The 15,884-nt window shown below is 70.3% G+C and carries 10 protein-coding genes; 5 read left to right on the top strand and 5 right to left on the bottom strand.

The genetic code is table 11. The features are described from left to right. Positions 1-23 precede the first annotated feature (23 nt). Entirely contained in the window at positions 24-1,796 is a 1,773-nt protein-coding gene (locus tag G8A07_RS09095; protein ID WP_195796697.1) for a diguanylate cyclase domain-containing protein, read from the top strand. Between the two features lie 9 nt (positions 1,797-1,805). Here the strand turns inward: G8A07_RS09095 and G8A07_RS09090 are convergent, their stop codons facing one another. Next, positions 1,806-2,753, bottom strand: coding sequence for a diguanylate cyclase domain-containing protein (locus G8A07_RS09090; protein ID WP_195796696.1), 948 nt, complete (start codon positions 2,751-2,753; stop codon positions 1,806-1,808). Beyond that, a complete protein-coding gene (locus tag G8A07_RS09085; RefSeq protein WP_195796695.1) occupies positions 2,750-8,017 on the bottom strand; it encodes a PAS-domain containing protein in 5,268 nt (1,755 codons plus the stop codon). The genes G8A07_RS09090 and G8A07_RS09085 overlap by 4 nt, the downstream gene beginning before the upstream one ends. Positions 8,018-8,184: 167 nt before the next feature. On the opposite strand from G8A07_RS09085, the gene G8A07_RS09080 reads away from it, so the two are divergent. Further along, entirely contained in the window at positions 8,185-9,072 is an 888-nt protein-coding gene (locus G8A07_RS09080; protein ID WP_195796694.1) for a GGDEF domain-containing protein, read from the top strand. Positions 9,073-9,078: 6 nt separating this feature from the next. On the opposite strand, the gene G8A07_RS09075 is transcribed toward G8A07_RS09080, so the two are convergent. After that, positions 9,079-10,566, bottom strand: coding sequence for an NAD-dependent succinate-semialdehyde dehydrogenase (locus G8A07_RS09075; protein WP_195796693.1), 1,488 nt, complete (start codon positions 10,564-10,566; stop codon positions 9,079-9,081). 117 nt (positions 10,567-10,683) lie between these two features. On the opposite strand from G8A07_RS09075, the gene alaS reads away from it, so the two are divergent. After that, positions 10,684-13,311: an alanine--tRNA ligase gene (alaS, locus tag G8A07_RS09070; RefSeq protein WP_195796692.1), complete on the top strand. Its 2,628-nt coding sequence runs from the start codon at positions 10,684-10,686 to the stop codon at positions 13,309-13,311. Positions 13,312-13,375: 64 nt separating this feature from the next. Then, a complete protein-coding gene (locus G8A07_RS09065; RefSeq protein WP_195796691.1) occupies positions 13,376-14,119 on the top strand; it encodes a UPF0149 family protein in 744 nt (247 codons plus the stop codon). Here the strand turns inward: G8A07_RS09065 and G8A07_RS09060 are convergent. Further along, positions 14,116-14,604: an SET domain-containing protein gene (locus G8A07_RS09060; protein WP_195796690.1), complete on the bottom strand. Its 489-nt coding sequence runs from the start codon at positions 14,602-14,604 to the stop codon at positions 14,116-14,118. The genes G8A07_RS09065 and G8A07_RS09060 overlap by 4 nt on opposite strands. A gap of 281 nt (positions 14,605-14,885) precedes the next feature. Here G8A07_RS09060 and G8A07_RS09055 point away from each other — a divergent pair, with 281 nt between their 5' ends. Further along, positions 14,886-15,443 carry a GNAT family N-acetyltransferase gene (locus tag G8A07_RS09055; protein ID WP_195796689.1) on the top strand — a complete coding sequence of 186 codons (558 nt, stop codon included), beginning with the start codon at positions 14,886-14,888 and terminating at the stop codon, positions 15,441-15,443. Positions 15,444-15,456: 13 nt separating this feature from the next. Here the strand turns inward: G8A07_RS09055 and G8A07_RS09050 are convergent, their stop codons facing one another. Continuing rightward, the gene (locus G8A07_RS09050) at positions 15,457-15,756 is read right to left on the bottom strand and encodes a hypothetical protein (RefSeq protein WP_195796688.1); all 300 of its coding nucleotides are present in this window, start codon (positions 15,754-15,756) and stop codon (positions 15,457-15,459) included. Positions 15,757-15,884: the final 128 nt, after the last annotated feature.

The following is a 15,884-nucleotide window of genomic DNA, read 5'->3' as shown; positions in this document are numbered from 1 at the left end:
ACCCAGCCCGGAGGCGCGCGCCGATGAACCATCCCCTGCCACCGCATGAGGCCGCCCGGCTGCAGGAGCTGCACGCACTGGGCCTGCTGGACACGCCGCGCGAGGCCGCCTTCGACGAGCTGACCCGGCTGGCGGCCGAGCTCTGCGAGGTGCCGATCGCGGCGGTCAGCCTGGTCGATGCGCAGCGCCAATGGTTCAAGGCCCAATGCGGGCTCGGCGACACCCGCCAGACGCCGCGCGACCAGTCCTTCTGCGCCCATGCGATCCTGCGGCCCGACGAGCTGCTGGAGGTGCCGGACGCGCAGCAGGATCCGCGCTTCGTCGCCAACCCGCTGGTCACCGGCGATCCCTTCATCCGCTTCTATGCCGGTGCGCCGCTGCTCAGCACGCGCGGCCAGGCGCTCGGCGCGCTGTGCGTGATCGACCGCCGCCCGCGCGCGCTCAGCGAGGCACAGCGCCGCGCGCTGCAGGTGCTGGCGCGCCAGGTCGGCCAGCTGATCGAACTGCGCCGCAAGCGCCTGCAGCTGGAGCAGCAGGAGGGCTTTCTGCTGGCGGTAATCGAGTCGCTGCACGAGGGCGTGGTGATACGCGACGGTGCGCGCCGCCTGATGCTGGCCAATGCCAGCGCCGCCGCGTTGCTGGGCCAGCCGCTGCAGGACGATATCGGCCGGGTGCCGGGGCCGGACCCCAACAGCTGGCGCGGCGAGGACGGCCGGCCGCTGCGGCCCGAGGAGCATCCGGCCGAGCGCTGCCTGCGCAGCGGCCGCGAGCTCGACGGCGTGATCACCCGGCTGCAGCGCCGCGACGGCCGCGAGCTGCTGCTGGAGCACAACGCGCGGCCGCTGCGCCGCAATGGCCAGGTCGACGGCGTGGTGCTGTCCTTTCGCGATGTCAGCGAGCAGCGCGCGACCCTGCAGCGCCTGCGCGACAACGAGAAGCGCCTGCGCGGCATCACCGACAACGTGCCGGCCCTGATCGCCTATGTCGACCGGGGTCAGCTCTTGCGCTTCGCCAACCGCACTCTGCTGGACTGGGCCGGCCAGGAAGAGGCCCAGGTGCTGGACCGGCCGGTGGCGGAGCTGCTAGGGCCGGACGAGCATGCGGTGCACCGCGACCATATCCTGGCCGCGCTGGCCGGCGAGCGGCGCGAATTCGGGCTCTGGACCGCGATGCCGGGCGCGCCGCGCTTCATCCAGTTCAGCTATGTGCCGGAGCGCTGCGACAACGGTCAGGTGCAGGGCTTCTTCGTGCTGGCGAGCGACCTGACGGCGATGAAGAACCTGGAGATCCAGCTCGCCACCGAGGCGCGCTTCGATGCGCTGACCGGCCTGCCCAACCGCAAGCATTTCCATGAGCTGCTGGACCAGGGCCTGCGTCGCATGCAGCGCCATGCGGGCCGGCTGGCGCTGGGCTTCCTGGACCTGGACGGCTTCAAGCAGATCAACGACCGGCATGGCCATGCGGTCGGCGATCTGGTGCTGCAGGAGGTGGGTCGGCGCCTGCAGGCTGCGCTGCGCCGCACCGATGCGGTGGCACGCCTGGCCGGCGACGAGTTCACCCTGCTGCTGGAGGACCTGCAGCAGGCCCATGAGCTGGAACCGCTGGCGCGCAAGCTGCTCGCCGCCCTGCACGAGACCCCGTTCGAGCTGCCGGGCCTGCGCCTGCCGGTGCGCGCCAGCCTGGGCCTGGCGCTGGCCGAGAGCGCCGAATCGGCCGAGGAGCTGCTCAAGCGCGCGGATGGCGCGATGTACCGCGCCAAGCAGGCCGCCGAAACGCGCTTCGCGATCGCTGAATAGAGAGCCGGATCAGGCAGGCACGATCACCGCCCGCGCCCGCCCCTGGGCCTTGGCCACGTAGAGCTGGCGGTCGGCCGCATCGAGCAGGGCCGTGCCGCTGTGCTGCGCGCCGGGCAGGCAAGCCACGCCGCCCTGGCTGATGCTCAGCAGACCATCGTCGCAGCCCAGCTCATGCGGGATCTGCAACAGGCCCACGGCGTCCTGCAGCGCCAGCGCGACGCGCTGCGCGCCCTCCAGGTCGGTATCGGGCAGCAGCACGACGAACTCCTCGCCGCCGAAGCGCGCCAGCAGGTCGCCCGGGCGCTTCAGCGCGCTGCGCATCGCCAGCGCGACGCCGCGCAGCGCATCGTCGCCGGCCAGATGGCCGTAATGGTCGTTGTAGCGCTTGAAAAAATCGACATCGGCCAGCAGCAGGGCCAGCGGGCTGCCGGCACGGCGCGCGCGCTGCAGCTCGGCGTCGAAGCGCTCGTCAAAATGGCGCCGGTTGTACAGGCCGGTCAGGCCGTCGATGAAGGCCAGCTGGCGCAGCAGGTCGGACTGCAGCTTCAGGGTCAGGTGGGTGCGCACCCGCGCGCGCACCACCGCCGGGTTGAAGGGCTTGCTGAGGAAGTCGACCGCGCCACCGGCCAGCGCGCGGGTCTCGGACTCGGTGTCCTGACGCGCGGTGACAAAGATCACCGGGATATGGGCCAGCTGGGCCTCGGCCTTCATGCGGCGGCAGACCTCGAAGCCGTCGATCCCCGGCATCTGCACATCCAGCAGCATCAGGTCGGGCTGCTGCTCGCGCGCCAGCGCCAGCGCGGTCTCGCCAGCGGTGGCCATCAGCACCTGGCAATCGGCAGCGAACACCTGATGCAAGGCCTGGATGTTCAGCGGCTGATCGTCCACCACCAGGAGGCGGGGTGGGCGGCCCAGCAGGCCATCCAGGCCGAAGGCGTTGTGGTTCTCGTCGCTCATCGAGACAGCTCTCCCAGCAGTTGTTCGCAGTATTGCAGAGCCGCGGGAAAATCGAGCCGCGCCATCGCCTCGTCCAGGCCCTGCAGCGGCGCCTCGGCCAGCGCCACGCCCTGGCCGGCGCGCAGGCTCTCCAGCGCGTCCAGCGCCGCCATGTCGGACCCACGCAGCAGGGCCATCAGGCGCTCCAGCCCAACACGCGCGGCCGCGCCGTCGACGACGGCCGCCTGCGGTGACGGCGCGGGCGCATCCGCATCCAGCGCCGCGGCCAGTTCGACCAGGGTAGCCGAGCCCTGCGCGATCGCGCCGGCCAGGCCCTCGATCCAGATCGGATCGAGCGGCCGGCCCTCCTCCTTCAGCTGCCGCTCGCCCTGGCTTGCCAGCTCTGCCAGGCGGTCGGCGCCCAGGGTCGCGGCCAGGCCCTTGAAGGCATGCAGCTCGTCGGCCGCGCCGCGCAGCTCACCCACCGCCTGGCGCTCGCGCAGCGCCGCCGGCAGGCCCGCGGCCTGGGCCGCGAAGGAGCGGCTCATGCGCGCGAACAGCGCGGTCTTGCCCATCAATCGATGCAGCGCGCCGCGCAGGTCCAGGCCCGCGCCGGCGGCGCGGCGCTGCAGCGGCTCGGGCAACGCCGCCTCGGCCGGCGGTGCGATGGCCGCCACCGCGTCGACAGGGCGCCCGACCAGGCCGGCGATCACCGCGACCAGATGGTCGAGCTCGAAGGGCTTGCCCACATGTTCGTTCATGCCGGCAGCGCGGCAGGCCTCCAGGTCGGCGGCCATCGCATTGGCGGTCATCGCGATCACCGGCAGGCCGGCCCAGTCCGGCCGCGCGCGGATCGCGCGGGTCGCGGTATAGCCATCCATCACCGGCATCTGCACGTCCATCAGCACCGCATCGAAACGCTCGCCGGCCTCCAGCCGGTCCAGCGCCTGCTGGCCGTCGCCGGCCAGCTCGACCTCGGCGCCCTCGTCCTGCAGCAGCTCCTGCGCCACCTGCTGGTTGTTCGGGTTGTCCTCGACCACCAGCAGGCGCAGCCCGGCCAGGCGCTGGCGCCCCGTGCCGCCGCGCTGCGCGACCGGTTCGGCCGGCGGATCGGCCAGCGGCAGCTCCAGCGCGAAGAAGAAGCGGCTGCCCTGCCCCGGTGCGCTGTCCAGCCGTAGCTCGCCGCCCATCATCCGCACCAGGCGCTGGCTGATCGCCAGGCCCAGGCCGGTGCCGCCGTAGCGGCGAGTGGTCGAGGCCTCGGCCTGGGTGAAGCCCGCGAAGATCTTCGCCTGGTGCTCGGGCGCGATGCCGATGCCGGTATCGCTGATGCGGAACTCGAGCCGCGCCCGCTCATCCGCCACCGGCGCCAGCAGGTGCAGGCCCAGCGTGACCGCGCCCTCGTCGGTGAACTTCAGCGCGTTGCCGCCCAGGTTGATCAGCACCTGCTGCAAGCGCGGCGCATCGCCCAGCAGGCCCGCGGGCAGGGCCGGGTCGAGCTCGAAGCGCAGCGCCAGCGGGCGTGCGCCCAGGTTCGCCTGCAGGATCACCTGCACCGCTTCCAGCAGCCGCGCCGGCGCGAAGGGCTGCGGATCCAGTTCCATCTTACCGGCCTCGATCTTGGAGAAGTCCAGGATGTCGTTGAGCAGCAGCAGCAGCGAGCGCGCCGCGCCCTTGGTCTTGCGCACATAGTCCTGCTGGCGAGAGTCCAGCGGCGTGCGCGACAGCAGCTGCAGCATGCCGAGAATCGCGTTCATCGGCGTGCGGATCTCGTGGCTCATATTGGCCAGGAACTGGCTCTTGGCCGCGCTGGCCTGCTCTGCCACCGCCTTGGCCTCGCGCAGCGAGGCCTCGGACTCCTTCTGCCGCGTGATGTCGTAGGCCACACCCAGATAGCCATAGAGGCCGCCGTCGGCATCGCGCATCTCGGTGACGACACGCAGCGCCGGGAACAGGCTGCCGTCGCGCCGCACATAGTGGCATTCGCGCTCGCGGTCCAGCTGACTCGCATGCACCATCGCGGCGAAGCCGCCGATCGGCCGCCCCAGTTCGGCCGAGACCTCGCGGCCCAGCGCCTCCAGCTCGCCGGGCGCGTGCAGCATCTCGGTGCTGCGCCGGCCGACCACCTCCTCGGCGCGGTAGCCCAGCATCAGCTCGGCGCCGCGGTTGAACACGCTGATCAGACGCTGACGATCGGTCGCGATGATCGCGACCTTGCTGGCCGCGTCTAGCACCGCCTTCAGCACCGACAGGGTCTGGGCCAGCTCGGCCGCGGCGCGGCGCTGCTCGCTGACATCGGTATAGGTGGTGACGAAGCCACCGCCCGGCAGCGGCGCGCTGCGCATCTCCAGCACCAGGCCGCCGGGGCGGATGCGCTCCCAGAAATGCGGCGCGCGCATCGCGTCGCGGGCGCGGGTGAAGGCCGCCGCCAACGCCTCGCGCGTATCGATCTCGCCATACTCGCGCCGGCGCTGCATCAGCAGCGCCACCTTCTCGACCGTCACCGGCGCGTCGGCGAAGAACTCCTCGTCCAGCTCGTACATGCGCGCATAGCGGCTGTTGTGCAGCATCAGCCGCATCTGCGCGTCGAACATCGTCAGGCCGCAGGGCAGGTTCTCCAGCATCACCTGCATCAGCTCGGCATTGCGCTGGCGCTCGGCCTCCATCCGCTTGCGCTCGCTGATGTCGATGTAGGTGGTGACGAAACCGCCGCCGGGCATCGGCGCGCCGCGCACCTCCAGCGCCGCGCCGTTCGGCCGCACCCGCTCGAACTGGTGCAGGCTCGGATGGCGCGCGCGTTCGATGATCAGCTCCACCATCGCCTCGACATCCTCGGCCTCGCCATATTCGCCGCGCCGCGCGTTGTAGCGGATGATCTCCTCGAACAGCACCGGCTCGCCGCGCGACTCGGGTTCGAACAGCGCGTCGGGAAAGTCCAGCAGGCTGCGGAACTGCTGGTTGTGCGCGACCAGGCGCAGCTCGGCATCGAACACGCTGAGCGCGCAGGGCAGGTTGTCCAGCACGCTGCGCAGCACCTCGTTGGAGCGCCGCATCGAGTCCTCCAGCAGGCGGCGTTCGGTGATGTCCTGCAGGGTGCCGTTGATGCGCACGACCCGGCCGCCGTCGAACTCGGGCTCGGCCACCGCGCGCACCCAGATTTCGCGGCCCAGCGCGGTGGTCAGGCGCAGCTCCAGGTCGGCGCCCTCCTTGTCGCGGAAGGCGCGCCGCACCGCGGCCTTGATCGCAAGCCGGCCCGGCAGGTCGAAGTACTCCAGCGCCTCCTCCAGATTGGGCTGGCGCAGCGGCGCCAGCTCGTGGATGCGAAAGGTCTGGGCGGTCCAGTGCAGCTCCATGCTGGGCAGCTCGATCTGCCAGCCGCCGATGCCAGCGATGCGGCCGGCGCGCTCCAGCACCGCCTCGCTGTCGCGCAGTTCCTCCTCCATGCGCTTGCGCTCGGTGATGTCCAGATGGGTGCCGGCCACCCACAGGGGCTCGCCGGTCGGCGTGTAGGCATACAGGCGCCCGCGCGACAGCACCCAGACCCAATGGCCCTCCTTGTGGCGCACCCGCACCTCGGCCTCGTAGCCGGGCGTTTCGCCGCGCAGATGGCGCTGCAGCGCGCGCTCCGAGGCCGCCAGATCCTCCGGATGGGCCAGCCCGGTCCAGGAGTGGTACCCGAGCGGCGCCAGCTCCTCCAGCGTGTAGCCCAGCATGCCGGCCCAGCGCTCGTTGAAGCGCACCTCGCCGCTTTGCACATTCCATTCCCAGGTGCCGGCACCGGTGCCTTCGATGATATTGGCCAGGCGTTCGCGCTCCTGCCACAGCTGCTCGGCCGCGGCCTTGCGCTCGGTGATGTCCAGCGCGATCTCGATGAAGCCGGCCAGGCGGCCGCGTTCGTCGTGCAGCGGCTGCAACTCGGTCTCGACCCAGTTCAGCTGGCCATCCTTGCGCCGGTTCAGGATCTCGACGCGGCAGACCTGCCCGCTCGCCGCCGCGGCCTCCAGGGTCTGCAGCGTCTCCGGGCTGGCCTGCTTGCTGCCCAGCAGTTCGCCGGGCGTGCGGCCCAGCGCCTCGGCCGCGCTGTAGCCGGTGACGCGGGTGAAGCCCTCATTCACCCAGTTGATGCGCAGCGCGGCATCGGTGCTGAACACCGCATTGGTCGTGCCCTGCGCGACCCTCGCCAGGCGCTGCAGGTCCGCGGTCATCGCACGCGCCAGCGCCTCGGCGCGCGCCCGCCCCGAGGCCAGCAGCCAGACCGCGAAGGCCAGCGACAGGCTCAGCAGCGCGCCGGCGGTGCCCAGCCAGCGCGTGCCCTGGCCGAGCAGGCGCTGCTCGAAGGCCGGCAGGCTGGCGGTACGCAGCAGCAGCGTGGTGCCGCCGAAGCGAAAGGCATGGTCGCTCGTCAGCAGCGGCCTCGCCTTGGCCTGGTCCGGATGCGAGACGAACATTGCGCCCTGCGGGTCGTCCGGCCCCATGTGCAGCTCCAGCTCCAGCATGCCCTCGGCCACATCGGCCAGCCCGTGCAGCACCTCGCGCGCAATCATCGGCGTATAGACCAGCCCCACCAGAGCCTGCCAGCGCTGGGCCGGGGTCTGCGGATCGCTGCCCGGCCGGTAGATCGGCACGAACAGCAACAGTCCCGGCGAACGCTGCTGATCCTGCCGCAACACCACGCGCCCGCTGAGCGTCGCCTGGCCGCTCAGCACCGCGCGCGTCACCGCCTCGCGCCGCACCGGTTCGCTGCCCATGTCCACGCCCCAGGCGGGCAGGTTCGCGGCCAGCGGCTCGATGTACTTGATGATCAGCAAATCCTCCGCCGGCGCGGCATCGGTCAGCGGCGGCTGCAGCTGAAAATCGGCCGAATGATCGTCGCGCATGCCGGCCAGGAAGCGCGGCAGCTCCGGCCGCAGCACGCGCTCGACGAAACCGAAGCCGCGGATGCCGGGGAACTCCCGCTCCAGGTCGCGCGAATCGACATAGGCGCGGAACTCGTGGCGCCGCACCTCGCGGCTGGCCGCATACAGGCCGCGCGCGCCGTTCAGGCCGTAGACCGGCAGCTGCAGCCGGCGCAGCAGCTCGCGCTCGATGCGCTCGGACAGGCGCTGGAACTGCTCCTCGGCCTCCTGCCGCTCGCGCTGGCTCAACCACAGGCAGGCCGCCAGGGTCAGGGCCAGGCCCAGCACCAGCACCAGCCCCGCCGCGGCCAGCGGCGGCCAGGCGCGCCGACGCCGCACCTGCCTCGCTGGCGGCCGCTGCGCCGCCGCCATGTCCTCGATGCCCTGCATGCCCTCTCCCTGAGCCGACCGCCGAAGGCCCGGCCAAGGTCAGTCTACGGCAAGCCCGCGCGCCGGCAACAGCAGCGCTTCCCGTGAAATCCCCAGCAGCCGCCCCGCAGCCCTTGGCGTGTAATGGTCGCAAACATGTGGCGGCCGCAAGGCCGGGGAGACGGCCCTTGAACCAGCCCCTGCAGGTGCTGTGGGTGGACGAATTCAGTCCGCCCATCTTGCCGGCGGAATTGATGTCGCCCGAATGGGGACGCTTCACCCTGGAGCGCTGCGCAAGCCTGGACGGTGCCGCACGCCGGCTCGGCGAACGCGGCTACGACGCGCTGCTGGCCGCCCTGCCCAGCGAGCGCGCGGCCGGCCTGTCGGCCTGGGGCGCCCTGAGCCATGCGGTGATGGAATCGGCGGTGCTGGTGCTGACCCCGGCCTGCCCGCAGGCCGCCGCGCTGGAGCTGCTGCAGCGCGGCGTGCAGGACGTGGTGCAGCAGACCCAATGGGCCCAGCATGGCCTGGCGCGCAGCCTGCGCTGGGCGATCGAGCGGCACCGGCTGGACCGCGCCACGCGCCGCGCCCATGCGCTGGACCTGGATACCGGCCTGCCGCACCGCGGCCAGCTGCTGGAGCACATCAACCACCTGATCGCGCTGCGCCAGCGCGAACCCTCGCCGATGGCGCTGCTGGTGCTGCGCCTGCCGGGCCTGGCCCTGCTGCGCGAACGCCTGGGCCGCGAGATGCTGGCCGGGCTGCGACGCCGGCTGGCGCAACGCCTGCGCGCCGGGGTGCGCGCCAGCGATGTGGTGGCGGCCCTGGATTTCGATGCCTTCGGCGTGCTGCTGGCCTCGACCGAGCAGCCGGAGGATGCCGGCGCGGTCGCGCGCAAGCTGCAGCTCGCGCTGCAGAAGCCGCTGGCCGCCTCCGGCCAGGAGCTGAGCCTGCATGCGCGCAGCGGCCTGGCCCTGTACCCGACCGCGGCGCAGGAGGGCGCCACCCTGCTGCGCCTGGCGATCGCTGCGGCGCATGGCGAGGCCCCGAGTTCGCGATCCGAGGCGAACGACTGAGGGTCTTTACTTCAGGATGTCGCCCAGGCAGAGGTATTTGATCTCGACATAGTCGTCGATGCCATGGTGCGAGCCCTCGCGGCCCTGGCCGCTCTGCTTGACGCCGCCGAAGGGCACCTCGGCCACCGAGATCAGGCCGGTGTTGATGCCCACCATGCCGTACTCCAACGCCTCGCCGACGCGGAAGATGCGGCCGATGTCGCGGCTGTAGAAATAGCTGGCCAGGCCGAACTCGGTGTTGTTGGCAAGCTGGATCGCCTCGGCCTCGGTCTTGAAGCGGAACACCGGCGCCACCGGGCCAAAGGTCTCCTCGCGCGAGCACAGCATCTCCTGCGTCGCATCGGCCAGCAGGGTCGGCTCGAAGAAGCGCTCGCCCAGCTCGGGTCGACGCTTACCTCCCACCAGCAGGCGCGCGCCCAGCGCCAGCGCATCGGCCACATGGGTCTCGACCTTGGCCAGGGCCGCGTCGTCGATCAGCGGCCCTTGGGTCACGCCGGGCTCGAAGCCATTGCCGAGCTTGATCGCGCCGACCTTGGCGGCCAACTTCTCGACGAAGGCGTCGTAGACGCTCTCCTGCACATAGAGGCGGTTCGCGCAGACGCAGGTCTGGCCGGCGTTGCGGTACTTGCTGGCCAGCGCGCCCTCGACGGCGCTGTCCAGGTCGGCGTCCTCGAAGACGATGAAGGGGGCATTGCCGCCCAGCTCCAGCGAGAGCTTCTTCACCGTCGGTGCGCATTGTTTCATCAGGATACGACCGACCTCGGTGGAGCCGGTGAAGGACAGATGCCGCACGATGTCGCTGTCGCATAGCAGCTGGCCGATCGCGATCGAGGCCTCGCCGTCGCCGGTCAGCACGTTCAGCACGCCGGCCGGCATGCCGGCGCGCTGCGCCAGCTCGGCCACCGCCAGGGCCGACAGCGGCGTCGCCTCGGCCGGCTTGATCAGCACGGTGCAGCCAGCGGCCAGGGCCGGCGCGACCTTGCGGGTGATCATCGCGATCGGGAAATTCCAGGGCGTGATCGCCGCGCAGACGCCGATCGGCTGCTTCAGCACCAGGTAGCGCTTGTTGTTGTCGGTGGTCGGGATCGTCTCGCCATAGATGCGCTTGCCCTCCTCGGCGAACCAGTCCAGGAAGCTGGCGCCGTAGATCACCTCGCCGCGCGCCTCGGCCAGCGGCTTGCCCTGCTCGGCGGTCATGATGCGGGCCAGGTCGTCCGCATGCCTGACCAGCAACTGCTGCCAGCGCATCAGCACCGCGGCGCGCTCCTTGGCGGTCTTGTTGCGCCAGACGGCAAAGGCGTTGTTGGCGGCGGCGATCGCGGCCTCGACCTCGGCCTGGCCCAGATTGGCCACCTCGGCCAGCTTCGCGCCGGTGGCGGGGTCGTGGACGGCGAAGCCGCCCTTGCCGCTCACCCATTCGCCATTGATCAGGGCCTGGGTCTTCAGCAGGCTGGCGTCTTCCAGGGCGGCCAGCGGGCCGGATTTGTCGTCCATCTCGTGATCTCCACTCGGTCTTGGCTTGCCACTCTAACCCGGCCCCGCAAGGGCCTCGCCTCTATAATGCAACGCCCTGAAAAATCAAGCATTTAGCGCGCCAGCGGAAAGCCAGGAATGAAAGCAGCAGAGATTCGCCAGACTTTTTTGAAGTTCTTCGAGTCCAAGGGACACCAGATCGTGGCGTCCAGCCCGGTCGTGCCCGGCGATGATCCGACCCTGCTGTTCACCAACGCGGGCATGAACCAGTTCAAGGACGTGTTCCTGGGCTTCGACAAGCGCGCCTACAGCCGCGCCACGACCAGCCAGAAATGCATCCGCGCCGGCGGCAAGCACAACGACCTGGACAACGTCGGCTACACCGCGCGCCACCACACCTTCTTCGAGATGCTGGGCAACTTCAGCTTCGGGGACTATTTCAAGCATGACGCGATCCAGTACGCCTGGGAGCTGCTGACCACCCAGTTCATGCTGCCGGCCGAGAAGCTGTGGGTCACGGTCTATGCCGAGGACGACGAGGCTTACGAGATCTGGAACAAGGTGGTGGGCGTGCCCGCCGAGCGCATCGTGCGCATCGGCGACAACAAGGGCGGCCGCTACATGTCCGACAACTTCTGGATGATGGGCGACACCGGCCCCTGCGGCCCCTGCACCGAGATCTTCTACGACCATGGCCCGGACGTGGCCGGCGGCCCCCCGGGCAGCGCCAACGAGGACGGCGACCGCTACATCGAGATCTGGAACAACGTCTTCATGCAGTTCAACCGGACCGAAGACGGCGTGATGCATCGCCTTCCGAAGCCCAGCGTCGACACCGGCATGGGCCTGGAGCGCCTGGCGGCGGTGCTGCAGCATGTGCATTCGAACTACGAGATCGACACCTTCGTCGGCCTGCTGGCCGCGGCCAAGACGGCCGTCGACGCGGCCGGCGCCGGTGACTGCGACAAGGACAGCGCCTCGCTGAAGGTGATCGCCGACCATATCCGCGCCTGCTCGTTCACGATCGTCGACGGCGTGATCCCCGGCAACGAGGGCCGTGGCTATGTGCTGCGCCGCATCGCCCGCCGCGCGATCCGCCATGGCTACAAGCTGGGCGCGCGCACCCCCTTCTTCCACAGAATCGTCGCCGAGCTGGTGAACCAGATGGGCGATGCCTACCCCGAGCTGCGCCAGGCACAAGCCCGCGTCACCGAGGTGCTGAAGCAGGAAGAAGAGCGCTTCTTCCAGACCATTGCCAACGGCATGGAGATCCTGGAAGCCGCACTCGCCAAGGGCGAAACCGTGTTCGACGGCGAGACCGCCTTCAAGCTGCACGACACCTACGGCTTCCCGGTCGACCTGACCGCCGACGTCTGCCGCGAGCGCGGCGTCACGGTGGATCAGGCCGGCTTCGAGGCCGCGATGAACCGCCAGCGCGAGCAGGCCCGCGCGGCCGGCAAGTTCAAGATGGCCGCCGGCCTGGAATACAAGGGCGCGGCCACCGCCTTCCACGGCTATGAGCATCTGGTCACCGAGGGCGCCAAGGTCACGGCCGTCTATGTGGACGGCGCCCTGGTCGCCGAGGCCAAGGCCGGCGACGATGCCGTCGTCGTGCTGGACAACACGCCCTTCTACGCCGAGAGCGGCGGCCAGGTCGGCGACGCCGGCGAGCTGCGCAACAACACCAGCCGCTTCGTCGTCGAAGACACGCTGAAGATCCAGGCCGATGTGTTCGGCCACCATGGCCGCGTGCTGGAAGGCTCGATCAAGGCCGGCGATGTGTTCGCCGCCAAGGTCAACGCCGAGGCCCGCGCCAAGACCGTGCGCAACCACAGCGCCACCCACCTGATGCACAAGGCCCTGCGCGAGGTGCTGGGCGCCCATGTGCAGCAGAAGGGTTCGCTGGTCAATGCCGAGCGCACCCGCTTCGACTTCGCGCACAACGCGCCGATGTCGGCCGAGCAGATCAAGAAGGTGGAGGCCATCGTCAATGCCGAGATCCTGGCCAATGCCGGGGCCAAGGCCGAGGTGATGGCGCTGGACGATGCGCAGAAGAGCGGCGCGATGATGCTGTTCGGCGAGAAGTACGGCGAGACGGTGCGCGTGCTGTCGATCGGCTCCTCCAAGGAACTCTGCGGCGGCACCCATGTCAAGGCGACCGGCGACATCGGCCTGTTCAAGATCGTGGCCGAGGGCGGCGTGGCCGCCGGCGTGCGCCGCGTCGAGGCGGTCACCGGCGACAACGCCCTGGCCTATCTGCAGCAGCTGGAAGACACGGTGCAGGCCGTGGCCGACACGCTGAAGGCCGCGCCGACCGAGCTGGAGCCGCGCGTGCATGCGGTGCTGGACCAGGTCAAGGCGCTGGAGAAGGAACTGGCCGCCGCCAAGAGCAAGCTGGCCTCGGCCCAGGGCGACGAGCTGCTGTCGCAGGCCGTCGACGTCAAGGGCATCAAGGTGCTGGCCGCGACCCTGGTCGGCGCCGATGCCAAGACCCTGCGCGAGACCATGGACAAGCTGAAGGACAAGCTGAAGACCGCCGCCATCGTGCTGGCCGCGGTGGACGGCGACAAGGTCCAGATCGCCGCCGGCGTCACGGCAGACAGCGTGGGCAAGCTCAAGGCCGGCGAGCTGGTCAACTTCGTCGCCCAACAGGTCGGCGGCAAGGGCGGCGGCAAGCCCGACATGGCGATGGCCGGCGGCACCGATGCCAAGGCCCTGCCCGCGGCCCTGCACAGCGTGCAGGCCTGGGTCGGCGAGCGCCTCTGAGCTTTTTCATACCGACACACAGCGAGGGCCCACGCGGGCCCTTGTTTTTTGGAGCAAGACCATCATGACGAACGAGAGCAACGACACCCCGCAGCACGAGCTGGACCATGAGAACGCCGAGCGCCTGGCCGCCCTGCTGCATGTGCTGGCCGCCGCGGCCGAGGAGGACGCGCCCGCAGTGACGATCGACACCCTGGACGGCTATCTGCACGCGCTGCTGGCCGGCCCCGCCGAGGCCGCGCCGGCCGATGCGATGGACGCGCTGTTCGGCGAGGACTGGCCCGCGCCGCTGGCCGAGCAGGAGCAGCTGGACGCCTTCATGGACGCGCTGCACCTGCGCTGGAACGAGATCGGTGACAGCCTGGCCCCCGAGGCCCTGCTGCAGGATCCCGAGGCGATGCAGCTGGTGCCGCTGATCACCGAGTTCGACGAGACGATGAAGGCCGAACTGCTGTCGCAAGGCGTGCTGAAGCCCGAACTGCTGGAGCGCCTGCCGGCCGCCGGCCAGATGTGGGTTGAGGGCTTCATGCAGGCGGTGCAGGACCATCAGGCCGACTGGTATGCCTTCGAGGCCGAGAGCGAGGCCGGCCAGATGCTGGACGCGATGCTGATGTCGGTCGCCGCGGTCGCCCTGCCCGAGGGCGAGCAGCGCCAAGCCTATATCGCCGAGGCCTATGACGCGGACGTGACGGTCGACCAGCATGTGCTGATCGACGACGCGCTGTTCTCGGTGCAGGACCTGCGCCTGTTCTGGCTGCAGCAGGCGGCCGCCAACGACGACGACGGCGCTGACGAAGCCTCTTCTTAAAGCTTCCCTGAGCAGTTCGGCGCGCCGCAGCGGCAGCGCAGCCGCCCCTCGTGGTGGCTGTCGCCGTAATGGCAGGTGATCTCCTCGCCGGTCTCGATGTCGCGCAGCGCGTAGAACTCCACCCGCCCCTGGCGGATGCGCAGCACCGCATTGGGCGCGCAGCTGTGGTTGATGTTGCGCATCGGCTCGGGAGAGTCGGTCGCATCGACCGCGCGGGTCTCCGAGACCTCGACGATATGCACCCGCGCCCGCCCCTTGGCGCGCCGGCGCGCCTCACGCACCGAGATCGAGACGCCGCGCATCTCGCCGATCTTGCGCCGCGCGGGAATCGCCTCCTCGGCGAACACGCCCAGCCCGTCGATCGCGCTGGGGCCGGCGCGCAGCGCGTAGCGCATCGCCGGCTGCGGCGTGCCGCGCGGGCGTGCGGGCTCGGCGACCTCGGGGGCGGGTGAAGATGGGGACGGCAGGGAACTCAGGCGTGGCATGCCCCGATTGTCGCGCCGCTTGACACTCGTCGTCGGCCCCGCCCATACTGGGGTCATGTCTTGCATGCGTCCCGCCACCCCGATTGCAGCCGCCACCTGCCTGCTAGCGATGCAGGCCTGCGTTTTTGCGCAGATGCATCAGGGGATGTTCGGCAAGGGGCGATGCGGCGGCAGCCCCTGAGGACCGCAGACAGTTCCGACACCCCGACACCCGAAGCCCGCTGCCCCCAGCGGGCTTTTTTTATGTTTTTCCGCCACCCCAGCCACCAGGAGAGACGACGATGGAGAAGAACGACGATAAGCGCCCCCGCCCGACTATCGAGCTGCGCCGCAGCGAGCTCGGCGACGCCGCCGCGCTGGCTCGCATCCTGAGCCACCCCGAGGTGCTGCCGGGCCTGCTGCAGATGCCCTATACCGGCGAGGAGCAGTGGAAGCAGCGTCTGACGGACAACCTGGGGCCGGGGCGCGCGAACGACCTGCATCTGGTGGCCCTGATCGGCGGCGAGCTGGTCGGCTCCGCCGGCCTGCATGGCAGCGGCCCCTCGCCGCGGCGGCGCCATGTGATGAACATCGGCATGGCGGTCGCGCCCGAGGCGCAGGGCCGCGGCGTCGGCCGGGCGCTGATGGCGGCGCTGGTCGACTATGCCGACAACTGGGGTCAGGTCTTGCGGCTGGAGCTGGGGGTCTTCGTCGACAACGAGCGCGCGATCCGGCTCTACAAGAGCTTCGGCTTCGAGGTCGAGGGACATCAGCGCGGCTATGCGCTGCGCGATGGCCGGTATGTGGATTGCTACGCGATGGCGCGGCTGCACCCGAATCCGCCGCGCTGGGGCGGATGAGCGCGAGGAAGGATCAGAGCGCCTTCGGGAACTGACGGCGCTGGAAGGCGTATTGCACGCCGTCCTCGCTGCGCCGGCCCTCGATCAGCACCGGGGGCAGGCGTTCGATCTTGACCCCGGCCTTCTGGCCGGCCTCGGCCAGATGCCGGTCCGGCGCCGCGGCGGGGTCGCTGCGCTGGCCGGTGATCACCAGGCGCGCCAGCTTGACCACCTCGCTGGCCTGGGCCGGCAGGGCCGGGGCCAGCAGGGCCAGGCCTAGCAGGGCGGCGGGGATCAGCGTCGGGCGGTGGCGGTAACGGCTGTTGTTCTGCATCTCGTACTCCCTCTGGATCGATTGACGGCGTCGATTCGATGGCAGGAGTATCGAAAGTCAGGGCCCGGCCGGCCAGATGCGCGCGACGAACTGCGGCCTGGCCGGCATGACTTGCGCCTGCCGCGGAT

It is taken from the genome of Roseateles sp. DAIF2, assembly GCF_015624425.1.
GTDB lineage: Bacteria > Pseudomonadota > Gammaproteobacteria > Burkholderiales > Burkholderiaceae_C > Kinneretia.
This window is presented reverse-complemented; position numbering and strand designations above follow the sequence as displayed.

Coding starts and splice junctions, on each gene's coding strand:
- G8A07_RS09075 (WP_195796693.1), bottom strand. CDS start 10,566: ATGGACGACAAATCCGGCCCGCTGGCCGCCCTGGAAGACGCCAGCCTG.
- G8A07_RS09095 (WP_195796697.1), top strand. CDS start 24: ATGAACCATCCCCTGCCACCGCATGAGGCCGCCCGGCTGCAGGAGCTG.
- alaS (WP_195796692.1), top strand. CDS start 10,684: ATGAAAGCAGCAGAGATTCGCCAGACTTTTTTGAAGTTCTTCGAGTCC.
- G8A07_RS09055 (WP_195796689.1), top strand. CDS start 14,886: ATGGAGAAGAACGACGATAAGCGCCCCCGCCCGACTATCGAGCTGCGC.
- G8A07_RS09065 (WP_195796691.1), top strand. CDS start 13,376: ATGACGAACGAGAGCAACGACACCCCGCAGCACGAGCTGGACCATGAG.
- G8A07_RS09090 (WP_195796696.1), bottom strand. CDS start 2,753: ATGAGCGACGAGAACCACAACGCCTTCGGCCTGGATGGCCTGCTGGGC.
- G8A07_RS09085 (WP_195796695.1), bottom strand. CDS start 8,017: ATGCAGGGCATCGAGGACATGGCGGCGGCGCAGCGGCCGCCAGCGAGG.
- G8A07_RS09060 (WP_195796690.1), bottom strand. CDS start 14,604: ATGCCACGCCTGAGTTCCCTGCCGTCCCCATCTTCACCCGCCCCCGAG.
- G8A07_RS09050 (WP_195796688.1), bottom strand. CDS start 15,756: ATGCAGAACAACAGCCGTTACCGCCACCGCCCGACGCTGATCCCCGCC.